12 protein-coding genes are annotated in these 10,659 nt (G+C 72.3%); 3 read left to right on the top strand and 9 right to left on the bottom strand.

The features are described from left to right. Positions 1–43: 43 nt before the first annotated feature. The 7 genes from AB0B41_RS33580 to AB0B41_RS33550 all read right to left on the bottom strand — a co-directional run bounded on the left by AB0B41_RS33580 (position 44) and on the right by AB0B41_RS33550 (position 7,179). The gene (locus AB0B41_RS33580; RefSeq protein WP_358210547.1) at positions 44–1,177 is read right to left on the bottom strand and encodes an ABC transporter ATP-binding protein; all 1,134 of its coding nucleotides are present in this window, start codon (positions 1,175–1,177) and stop codon (positions 44–46) included. Then, positions 1,174–2,175, bottom strand: a complete 1,002-nt coding sequence (locus AB0B41_RS33575; protein ID WP_358210545.1) for an ABC transporter ATP-binding protein — start codon at positions 2,173–2,175, stop codon at positions 1,174–1,176. The genes AB0B41_RS33580 and AB0B41_RS33575 overlap by 4 nt, the downstream gene beginning before the upstream one ends. Continuing rightward, positions 2,175–3,134, bottom strand: coding sequence for an ABC transporter permease (locus AB0B41_RS33570; RefSeq protein WP_358210543.1), 960 nt, complete (start codon positions 3,132–3,134; stop codon positions 2,175–2,177). The genes AB0B41_RS33575 and AB0B41_RS33570 overlap by 1 nt, the downstream gene beginning before the upstream one ends. Then, positions 3,131–4,135, bottom strand: coding sequence for an ABC transporter permease (locus AB0B41_RS33565; protein ID WP_358210541.1), 1,005 nt, complete (start codon positions 4,133–4,135; stop codon positions 3,131–3,133). The genes AB0B41_RS33570 and AB0B41_RS33565 overlap by 4 nt, the downstream gene beginning before the upstream one ends. Positions 4,136–4,236: 101 nt before the next feature. Further along, positions 4,237–5,886 (bottom strand): ABC transporter substrate-binding protein, encoded by a 1,650-nt coding sequence (locus AB0B41_RS33560; protein ID WP_358210539.1) that lies wholly within the window; start codon positions 5,884–5,886, stop codon positions 4,237–4,239. 214 nt (positions 5,887–6,100) lie between these two features. Next, a complete protein-coding gene (locus AB0B41_RS33555; protein ID WP_358210537.1) occupies positions 6,101–6,286 on the bottom strand; it encodes a DUF397 domain-containing protein in 186 nt (61 codons plus the stop codon). A gap of 14 nt (positions 6,287–6,300) precedes the next feature. Next, positions 6,301–7,179 (bottom strand): helix-turn-helix transcriptional regulator, encoded by an 879-nt coding sequence (locus tag AB0B41_RS33550; RefSeq protein ID WP_358210535.1) that lies wholly within the window; start codon positions 7,177–7,179, stop codon positions 6,301–6,303. A 390-nt stretch (positions 7,180–7,569) separates the two neighbouring features. Here AB0B41_RS33550 and AB0B41_RS33545 point away from each other — a divergent pair, with 390 nt between their 5' ends. Next, positions 7,570–7,767, top strand: coding sequence for a hypothetical protein (locus AB0B41_RS33545; RefSeq protein ID WP_156067742.1), 198 nt, complete (start codon positions 7,570–7,572; stop codon positions 7,765–7,767). A gap of 218 nt (positions 7,768–7,985) precedes the next feature. After that, positions 7,986–8,801, top strand: coding sequence for an alpha/beta hydrolase (locus tag AB0B41_RS33540; protein WP_358210533.1), 816 nt, complete (start codon positions 7,986–7,988; stop codon positions 8,799–8,801). A 9-nt stretch (positions 8,802–8,810) separates the two neighbouring features. Here AB0B41_RS33540 and recR read toward each other — a convergent pair whose 3' ends face one another. Both recR and AB0B41_RS33530 read right to left on the bottom strand, forming a co-directional pair. Then, the gene (recR, locus tag AB0B41_RS33535; protein WP_232868081.1) at positions 8,811–9,431 is read right to left on the bottom strand and encodes a recombination mediator RecR; all 621 of its coding nucleotides are present in this window, start codon (positions 9,429–9,431) and stop codon (positions 8,811–8,813) included. A gap of 1 nt (position 9,432) precedes the next feature. Next, complete coding sequence (locus tag AB0B41_RS33530) at positions 9,433–9,774, bottom strand: YbaB/EbfC family nucleoid-associated protein (protein WP_081924365.1); 342 nt, start codon at positions 9,772–9,774, stop codon at positions 9,433–9,435. A gap of 72 nt (positions 9,775–9,846) precedes the next feature. On the opposite strand from AB0B41_RS33530, the gene AB0B41_RS33525 reads away from it, so the two are divergent. After that, a complete protein-coding gene (locus AB0B41_RS33525) occupies positions 9,847–10,644 on the top strand; it encodes an N-acetylmuramoyl-L-alanine amidase (RefSeq protein WP_358210530.1) in 798 nt (265 codons plus the stop codon). Positions 10,645–10,659: the final 15 nt, after the last annotated feature.

Below are 10,659 nucleotides of genomic sequence, written 5' to 3'. Positions count from 1 at the left end.
CCCTGGCGACCATCGCCAGGGCGACCATCGCCACTCACGGGGGTCAGCGGCCGAGGATCTCCGTCACCGAGCCGGCGTGCTCCGGGGTGCCGACGGCGAGGTTCGCCGCCTCGTCGACCATGTCCGCGTCGACGTGGTGCGGGCGGATCCGGCCGTCCCGGATCTGCTCGGCCCAGTGGCAGGCCACCCGGTGACCCTCCGCCGCACCCTCGAGCTGCCGCAGCTCCGGCCGCTCGGTGTCGCACCGCTCGGCCTGCTTCCACGGGCAGCGGGTGTGGAACCGGCACCCGCTCGGCGGCGCGGCCGGCGAGGGCAGGTCGCCGGCCAGCAGGATCCGCTCCCGCTGGTCCTCGGCCTCCGGGTCCGGCAGCGGCACCGCGGACATCAGCGCCCGGGTGTAGGGGTGCTGCGGGTCGGCGTAGAGATCGGTCGACGGCGCCTCCTCGACGATCCCGCCCAGGTACATCACGCCGACCCGGTCGCTGACGTGCCGGACCACCGCCAGGTCGTGCGCGATGACCAGGTAGGTCAGCCCGAGCTCGCGCTGCAGCCGGGACAGCAGGTTGAGCACCTGGGCCTGCACGGACACGTCGAGCGCCGAGACCGGCTCGTCGGCCACGATCAGGTCCGGCTCCACGCTCAGCGCCCGCGCGATCCCGATCCGCTGCCGCTGCCCACCGGAGAACTCGTGCGGGTAGCGGCGCAGCGCTCCCTTCGGCAGACCGACGGCGTCGACCAGCTCCTGCAGCCGCTTCCGGTCCGCCTCCGGGCCCCGCGACAGCCCGTGCGCCTTCATGCCCTCGGTGAGCAGCGACTCCACGGACTGCCGCGGGTCCAGGCTCGACATCGGGTCCTGGAACACCATCTGGAACCGGCGGCGGCGCCGGCGCAGCTCCTCGCCCTTCAGCCCGGCGATGTCCTGGCCGTCGAACCGGACCTGGCCCCGCGTGGGCTCGGTCAGCTTGAGGATCGCCCGGCCCAGCGTCGACTTGCCGCAGCCGGACTCGCCGACCAGGCCGTAGGTCTCCCCGCGGCGCACCGTGAGCGAGACGCCGTCGACGGCGTACACGTGCCCCACCGTCCGGGCCCGGAACACCCCCTGGGTGATCGGGAAGTGGACGGCGAGGTCCTCGACCTCCAGCAGCGCCGGGGCCGGCCCGTCGCTCTGCTCGCTCATGCCGATCCCTCCGCGACCGGGACGGGGTTGTGGCAGCGCAGCAGCCGCGTCCCGGCCTCCTCCGCCGCCGGCGTGACCTCGGCGCACACCTCGAGCGCGCGCGGGCAGCGCGGCATGAAGGCGCACGCCCCGCCCTCCGGCGAGGCCCACGGCAGGTTGTCGTTGACCGACCCGCGGATCGCCGCGAGGTCCTCCCCCGGCGGCCCGTCGATCCGCGGGATCGAGCCGAGCAGCCCGTGCGTGTACGGGTGCCGGGGCTGCCGGAACAGCTCGTGCCGGTCGGCCCGCTCCACGATCCGGCCCGCGTAGAGCACGTTGACCCGGTCGCACAGCCCGGCGACGACGCCGAGGTCGTGCGTGATCATCACCAGCGCGGTCCCCGTCTCGGCGACCAGCTGCTTGAGCAGGTCGAGGATCTGGGCCTGGATGGTGACGTCGAGCGCGGTCGTCGGCTCGTCGGCGATCAGCAGCCGGGGCGTGCAGGCCAGCGCGATCGCGATCAGCGCGCGCTGCCGCATCCCGCCGGACATCTGGTGCGGGTACGAGTCGAGCCGCCGCGTCGGGTCGGGGATGCCGACCCGGTCCAGCAGCTCCGCGGCCTCCCGGCGCGCGGCGTTCTTCCTCATCCCGCGGTGCCGGGTGAGCACCTCGGTGACCTGCAGCCCCACCGGGATCACCGGGTTCAGCGAGGACAGCGGGTCCTGGAAGATCATCGACAGGTCGCGGCCGCGGCGCTCGCGCATCGCGGAGTCCGACAGGGTCAGCAGGTCCTCGCCGTCCATCCGGATCGAGCCGGTGACGCGGTTGCCGCGCTCGGGCAGCAGCCGCATCACCGCCAGCGAGGTCACCGACTTGCCGCAGCCGGACTCGCCGACCAGCCCGACGATCTCGCCGGGCTTCACGTCGAAGCTCACCCCGTCGACGGCGACCGTGTCCGGCTCGCCGCGCCGGGTGAACGCGACCCGCAGGTCCTCGACCTCGAGCAGGGCGCTGTCCATCAGCGCCTCCCCTTCGGGTCGAGCGCCTCGCGCAGGGCCTCGCCGAGCAGCGTGAACCCGAGCGCGACCAGGATGATCGCGATCGCGGGCCAGAACGCCAGGGCGGGCCGGACGTCGAGGTAGGTCTGGGCGTTGGCGAGCATGAGCCCCCATTCGGCGCGGGCCGGGTCGCCGTCGCCCAGCCCGAGGAAGGACAGCGCGGCCGCGTCGAGGATCGACGTCGCCAGGGTCAGCGTGGCCTGCACGATCACCGGGCCCACGGCGTTGGGCAGCATGTGCCGCAGCACGATCGAGCGCCGCCGCACCCCCAGCGAGGTGGCCGCGAGGACATGGTCGCTCTCCCGCTGCGCGAGCATCGACCCGCGCAGCAGCCGGGCGAACACCGGCACGCTGACCAGCGCCACCGCGATGATCACCGTCGTCTGGCTGGGTTTGGCGGCCAGGGCCGCGATCGAGATCGCGAGCAGCAGCGACGGGATGGACAGCAGCACGTCCGTGACCCGCATGAGCACGGTGTCGACCCAACCGCCGAAGGCGCCGGCGAGCGCGCCGATCACCACACCGAACACGAGCCCGATCAAGGTGGCCAGCACGCCGACCAGCAGCGTCTGGCGCGAGGCCAGGATCATCCGGGAGAAGAAGTCCCGGCCGTTCTGGTCCGAGCCCAGCGGGAAGCCGGGCTGCGCGCCGGGGATCGAGTCCGGCCGCAGCGTGCGCTGCAGCTCGGGGAAGGCGGTCGCGGCGTCGTGCGGGGCGATCCACGGCGCGAGGATCGAGACCAGCACGAACAGGCCGACGATCACGGCGCCGACGATCGCGACGGGGTTGCGCCGCAGCCGTTGGAAGGCGTCGGCGGTGAGGCTGCGCCCGCTCGCCTCGGCCAGCTCGTCGACGCGGCGCCGACGGCGGTCCAGCAGTGTCGGTGGTCGGGGTTGCAGGCTCCCCCTCGGCGAGGTCATCGCACCCTCACCCTCGGGTCGATCACGGCATACGACAGGTCGACGAGCAGGTTGACGATCACGTAGACCAGCGCGCCGAGCAGCACCACGGCCTGCAGCCGGGGGTAGTCGCGGCGCTCGATCGCCTGCGCGAGCAGCGTGCCGAGGCCGCCCCAGACGAAGACCTTCTCGGTGAGCACCGCGCCCGCCAGCAGCAGGCCGGTCTGCAGGCCGATCGTGGTCGAGACGGGGAGCAGGGCGTTGCGGAGCACGTGCCGGTCGCGGACGGTGCGGGGCGCGAGGCCCTTCGAGTTGGCCGTGCGCACGAAGTCCGAGCCCATCACGTCGAGCACGGACGCCCGGGTGATCCGCACGATCACCGCGAGCGGGATCGTGGCCAGGGCGACCGCGGGCAGCACCAGGTGCACGAGGGCGTCCCACGACGCGTCGAGCTCCCTGGTCAGGAGCCCGTCGAGCACGGCGAACCCGGTGACGTGCGTGGCGTCGATGTCCACGGCCTGCCGCCCCGAGGGCGGGAACCAGCCGAGGTCCACGGCGAAGAACTGCTTGAGCAGGTAGCCGAGGAAGAAGACGGGGACCGCGACGCCGACCAGGGTCGCGATCACGGTGGTGGTGTCGAGCGGGCGGCCGCGGTAGCGCGCCGCCACGTAGCCGAGCGGGATGCCCAGCACCACGGCGAGCAGCAGCGCGGCGATCGCGAGCTCGATGGTCGCGGGGAGCGCCCGGGCGATCTCGGTCGTCACCGGTTCGCCGGTGATCAGGGAGTTGCCGAAGTCGCCGGTCAGGGCGCGGCCGAGGAAGCGGAAGTACTGGACCGGGACGGGCTGGTCGAGCCCGAGCACGGTGTTGAGCTGGGCGATCTTCTCCGGGGTCGCCTTGTCGCCGAGCAGCGCGGCCGCCGGTCCGCCCGGCAGCGAGCGCAGCCAGGCGAACAGGAGGACGGACAGCAGCAGGAGCGTCGGGACGACCTGGATCAACCGCCGCACGATGAAGCGCAGCATGGTGGCCTTTCACACCGGCACCCCGAGCCCGTCATGGAACCATGACGCGCTCAGGGCGGCCGGTTTCTCGCATCACGGAACCATGATGCGATTCGGTCGGATCAGCTCTGCGTCTTGCTGACGGTGTTGAACCGCTCGTCGGTCAGCGGGCTGGGCACGAGGCCCTGGATCGCGCCGGAGACGACGATCGCGGGCGGGCTGCTGCTGATCGGCACGGCCGGCAGGTACTTCGCCATCAGGTCGCGGTTGGCCTGCTCGTAGGCCGCGGCGTGCTTGGCGGGGTCCGGCTCGGCGTCGGCCGCGTTGATCTGCGCGTACATCGCCGGGTCCTCCGGCCCGAACTCCGGCTTCTCCCGGCCGAAGAAGGTGCCGATGAAGTTGCCGGCGTCGTTGTAGTCGCCGGTCCAGCCGAGCAGGTGCAGGTCCTGCTTGCCCGCGGTCTGGACGTCGTCCTTGAAGCCGCCGTTCCAGGGGCGCGGCACCGCGTTGACCGTGATCCCGGCCTGCTTGAGGTTCTCCGAGATCAGCTGGAAGAGGTCGGTCGGGTTCGGCATGTAGGGCCGGCTGACCTCGGTCGGGTAGTAGAAGTTCAGCGTCAGGTTCGACGCCCCGGCCTGGGCCAGCAGGTCCTTCGCCTTCTGCGGGTCGTACGGGTACTGCTGGACGTCGTCGGCGTACCCGGCGACGGTCTTGGGCATGAACTGCGTCGCGACCTCGGCGCCCTCGGGCAGCTTGGTCTGCACCAGCGCCTGCCGGTCGATCGCGTAGGCCAGCGCCTGGCGCACCCGGATGTCCTTGAGCGCCGGGTTGTTCTTGGTGTTGATGCCCATGTAGAGCACGTTGAACGGCTGGCGGATCAGCACCTGCTGGCCGGCCTGCTTCAGCGCGTTGTAGTCGGCGGGCGACGGGTAGTCGTAGCCGTCGATCGTGCCGGCGGTGAGCTCCTGCTTGCGGGCGTTCTCGTCCGGGATGATCTTGAAGACGAGCTTGTCCAGCTTGGCCTTCTCGCCCCAGTAGTCGTCGTTGCGGACCAGGGTGATCGTGTTCCCGGTGCGGTCGTAGCTCTCGAACTTGAACGCGCCGGTGCCGGTCGGGTGGTCCGTGGCGTAGGCGGGGTAGGAGAACGAGTCGCCGCTCTGCGTGACGTTGTCCGCGTCGTACTGCTTCAGCGCGGCCGGGCTGGAGATCGACAGCGAGGTCAGGCCGAACGCGGCGGGGAAGGCGCCCTTGTACTTGCTCAGGGAGATGGTGGCCTTGTCGCCGTTCGCCTGGCAGGACTCGTAGATCCCGCCGGAGTTCTTGAAGCCCTCGAAGACGTCCGCGTAGTAGATCATGTTGCTCTGCGCGGCCTCGCTGGTCGTGTTCGCCCAGCGGTCGAAGTTGGTGCAGACGGCGGCGGCGTCGAGCGGGGTGCCGTCGTGGAACGTCACGCCCTGGCGGATCGTGAAGGTCCACTGCTTACCGTCGGGGCTGGACGACCACTCGGTCGCCAGGCCCGGTGCGAGGTCCGTGGTGCCCGGCTTGTACGTGATCAGCGTGTCGTACATCTGACGGACGGGGCGGAAGCTCTCGCCGTCGTCGTTGAAGATCGGGTCGAAGTTCTTCGGGGCGCCGGCGGCGCCGAAGACCATCGTGCCGCCGGTCGCGCCGGCCGACCCGCCGTCACCTCGTTCGGAGGTCGCACAGGCGGCGAGCGAGACGGTGAGCGCGCCAGCGGCGATGGTGGCGAGCAGACGTCGTGTGGTGGGCATTCTCAGGGCACCTCGAGGTCGTCGGGGTTCGAGCGATGCCCGGAGACGCTAGTCAAGGTGTTTACCCGTCGGTAGCCCGCAACGTCACAGTTGGGGCACAGCTACCTCAAACGAACCTCAAATGCGTGAGGCGGGCGTAACACTCTCACGCTCGGTGGCGCGAGCACACCCACGCGGCGGACCTCACACCCACTATGGACGCGTGTCCGTCCGATCAGGACGCCTCGAACTCCCCGTTCTTCACGCCGGCCACGAACGCCGCCCACTCGTCGCGGGTGAACGCCAGCGGGCCCTGCTCACGGTTCTTGCTGTCCCGCACCAGGATCTCGCCCGACGCCGACCGTCCGATCTCGACACAGTCGCCGAGACTGCAGAAGCTGCTGGTCCTGAACTCGGTCAACGCCCGCCCCTTCGTCACGTGTGGCGGCGAAGATAGCGGAGCAGCAGGTCGCGGGACGCCGCGGGGTCGACGGCACGCGCCGACACGTCGGCGTGAATCTCCTTGTACAGCTTCACGTCCGCGGGTGTGTCCAGATAGGAGTCCCCGGCCGCGCCTTCGATGTACACGACGTCGGCCAGCCGGTCCCGCAGCTCCAGCACGGTGAACGGCCCCGCGAGGGCGCGGTGCAGGCCGGCGTCGAAGGGCAGCACCCGGATGTCGACGTTGTCCCGCTCGCTCAGCTCGACGAGGACGCGCAACTGGCGGTCCATGACCGCGCGGTCCCCCACCTGCCGGTTCAGCAGGGCCTCGTCGAGCACCGCGGCCAGGCGCAGCGGTTCGTCGTCGCGCATCAGGGCACGCTGCCGCTGCATCCTGATCTCCACGAGCTGCTCGACCTCGGCCTCGCTGTGGTGCGGCAGCATCTCCGCCATCAGCAGCGTGGCGTACTCCCGGGTCTGCAGGAGCCCGTGCAGGAAGGTCGTGGTGAACGGCCGCACGGCGACCGCCTCGGTCTCGAGCGCGGGGTAGCGCCCGGGCGAGTCGAGCACGAACCGCTCCGGGTGCACGCCCTCGACGTACGGCTCCCACCACCCCTGCGTCCGGCCCTCGCGGACCAGCCGCCGCAGCATGTCCTGCTCGGCGTCGGACGTCACGCCGTAGATCCGGATCAGCTCGTTGACGTCGGGCAGCTTGGGGATGCCCTTGCCCGTCTCCAGCCGGCTGATCTTCGAGGTCGAGCAGGTCATCTTCTCGGCGACCTCGTCGAGGGTCATGTCGGCGTTGAGCCGGAGTCGCCGGAGCTCGGCGCCCAGCCGCCGGCGCGGGCCCGCGGGCCCCTGCTGTGGCGCCATCCCACCTCCCCCGTCCCGCTCACCCATCGGAACCGGCCGGATGCTCCGAGCGAGTGATTCGCACGTGGAGCCTCCCGTGCAATTGCACGAGGACATCCCGTCGGGCAATCTAAGCACAGCTGGACCCCGAGTGGTTCGCATCACCTCCACCCGGGGTCCCCGAGGGAAGGAGGGCGCCCGTGATCTCCCCGACCGGCCCGCGCCCCGCCCCTCGCACCCGCCGCCCCGCGGCCCCGGTCCCGACCCGAGGGACCTCACCGACTCCCGGCGCCCGCCGGGCAGCAATCCGAGTGGAAGGTGACATCCGATGATCCATGTCCGAGCCGTTCGCACGCGTGCCGGATCGCCGTCCAGCAAGGTCGCCCGCCGTCGATCGGGCAGGTGGTCCCCGTGATCGGGCCCATCGGCATCGTCCTGGTCGGGTTGGGTGTTCTGGCCGTCATCGGCGTGGTCGTCGGCATCCTGGATGCCGCACAGGCCCGCGCCTGGCGGCGGGTCGCCGCCGAACGCCGTCGCAACTGGGAGGGCCGGCAGGCCGCCATGGGCCGGTCGGGTCACGACTCCTGGGGTGACGACGACGGCGACTGACTGCGCAGTGCCGGGGGGTTCCTGCGCACGGTGGTCCCGCGCGAGCGGGACCGGCGCCCCCACCGGCCCCACCGGGAAGCCGGTCCGTCCGGGCGGACCGGGTCCGGACCCTCGGCCCGGCGTCGCGACGCGGCGCCGGGCCTTTCTCGTTCCACCGCCGATGAGTTCTCCCGGTCCGGCCGGTCATCACCGTGCCGACCCGATGGCCAGGAGGAACAGTGACGACCGTCCACACGCTCGACGTCCCCGGCGCACGCCTGCACTACGAGGTCCGCGGCTCCGGCCCGCTGCTCGTCGTGGTGGGTTCGCCGATGTCGGCGGCGCACTTCGCGCCGCTCGCCGACGCCCTCGCCGCGCACCACACCGTGGTCACCACCGACCCCCGCGGCATCGCGAACAGCACGCTCGACGACCCGGCGGTCGACGTCCCGGTGGAGCAGCGGGCGGACGACGTCGTCGCGATCCTCGACGCCCTCGGCGCCGGCACCGCGGACCTGTTCGGCTCCAGCGGTGGCGCGACAACCGGGCTCGCACTCGTCGCCCGGCACCCCGACCGGCTGCGCACCCTCGTCGCGCACGAGCCGCCGCTGCTCGAGCTGCTCCCGGACCGCGAGTCCCGGCGCGCCTCGACCGAGGACGTCGTGGCGACCTTCCACGCCGAGGGCGCCGGTCCGGCGTTCGCCAAGTTCATGGCCGCCGCCGGGTTCGTGGGCGACAACGCCGGGGCGCCGGCCGAGCCCCCGCCCGGCCCGCCGCCGTCGGAGCAGGACATGCGCGACGGGGAGCGGTTCCTGGCCCACGACCTGCTGGTCACGACCCGGTACGTGCCGGATGTCGAGGCGCTGCGGGCGGCGCGGACCCGCATCGTGGTCGGGATCGGCGAGGACTCCGGGCACCTGCTGACCCAGCCGACGTCGGCCGCCCTGGCCGAGCGGCTCGGTGTGGACCCGACCTTCTTCCCCGGCGACCACGGCGGCTTCCTCGGCGCCCCGGCGGAGTTCGCCGAGGTGCTGACGAAGGTGCTGGCCGGTTAGGAGAGGGCGTCAGGAGAGCGCACGGCGGCCTGCGAGGGCGCGGCCGAGGGTCATCTCGTCCGCGAACTCCAGGTCGCCGCCCATCGGCAGGCCCGAGGCCAGCCGGGTGACACTGAGCCCGGGGAAGTCCTTGAGCAGCCGGACCAGGTAGGTCGCGGTCGCCTCGCCCTCCGTGTTCGGGTCGGTGGCGATGATGACCTCGCCGATGTCGCCCTCGTCCGTCGCCGGACCGGTCCCGCCGAGCCGCGCGAGCAGCTCGCGGATCCGCAGCGACTCCGGCCCGATCCCGCCCAACGGGTCGAGCGCGCCACCGAGCACGTGGTAGCGGCCCTTGAACTCGCGGGTGCGCTCCACCGCGAGGACGTCCTTGGGCTCCTCGACCACGCAGACGACCGTGGGGTCGCGGCGCGCGTCGGAGCAGTAGCGGCAGCGCTCCTTCTCCGAGACGTTGCCGCACACCTCGCAGAACTGCACGCCCTGCTTGACCTTCTGCAGGACCTCCTGCAGCCGGGTGACGTCCGCGGCGTCAGCGGCGAGCAGGTGGAACGCGATGCGCTGCGCGCTCTTCGGACCGACGCCGGGCAGCCGGCCCAGCTCGTCGATCAGGTCCTGGACCGGTCCCTCGAACACGTCAGACGCCGGGGAGGCCGAATCCGCCGAGGTCGCCCAGGCCGCCGGTGAGCGGGCCCATCTTCTCCGCCTGCAGCTCCTGCGCGGCGCGGGAGGCGTCCTGGATGGCGCCGACCAGCAGGTCCTGCAAGGTCTCGACGTCCTCGGGATCCACGATCTTCGGATCGATCTCGACGCGGCGGATCTCGCCTGCCGCCGTCTGGGTGACACGCACGAGCCCGTTGCCCGCCTGGCCGGTCACCTCGGCCTCGGCGAGCTCCTGCTGCGCCGTCATGAGCTGTTCCTGCATCTTCTGCGCCTGCTGCAGGATCATCGACATGTCCGGCTGACCACCCGGTTGCACCAGAACACTCCTCGAGGTCTCGCCCGCGTGTGCGGTCTCGCGACCCAGGGTAGCCGTGACACGCTGTCCGCCGTGTCCGCCCCGCGTCGCGCCCTCGTCCTGACGCCGGCCCTGCTCCTGCTGGTCGCCTGCACGGCCGCCGGACCCGCGGCGCCCGCGCCCTCCGTGGCCGTCCCGACCAGCAGCGTCGCCGCGTCGCCCGCGCCGGCGGCCCCCACCCGCACCGTCGTCCTCGACCCCGGCCACAACGGCGGCAACGGGTCCGCCCGCGCGGCGGTCACCCGCCAGGTCCCGGACGGCCGCGGCGGCACCAAGGCCTGCAACACCACCGGCACCTCGACCGACTCCGGCTACCCCGAGCACGCCTTCACCTGGGACCTGGCCGGGCGGGTCCGGGCCCACCTCGAGGCCGCCGGTGTCGCCGTCGTGCTCACCCGGAACTCCGACGACGGTGTGGGCCCCTGCGTCGACGAGCGCGGCAAGGCCGGTCAGGAGGCCGGCGCCGACCTGCTCGTCTCGCTGCACGCGGACGGCGCCGCCGCCTCCGGGCGGGGCTTCCACGTCGCGTACTCCTCGCCGCCGCTGAACGACGCGCAGTCCGGCCCGGCCGTCGACCTCGCCCGCGAGCTGCGCGACGCGCTGCGCGCCGGCGGCTTCCCGACCAGCGACTACATCGGCCGGGACGGTCTCTCCCCGCGCGCCGACCTCGGCGGGCTCAACTTCGCGACGGTGCCCGCGGCCCTGGTGGAGTGCGCGAACATGCGCAACGCCGAGGAGGCCGCCGTGGTCTCGTCGGCCGAGGGGCGGGAGCGCTACGCCGCCGCCGTCGCCGCGGGGATCACGACGTTCCTCGCCGGGCTGCCGGCCTGATCCTTTCGTAAGGTG

This window comes from Pseudonocardia sp. NPDC049154, assembly GCF_040648315.1.
In the GTDB taxonomy this organism is placed as follows: Bacteria; Actinomycetota; Actinomycetes; order Mycobacteriales; family Pseudonocardiaceae; genus Pseudonocardia.
Note: the sequence above shows the minus strand (reverse complement) of the source record. Positions and strands in the feature narration are given on the sequence as shown.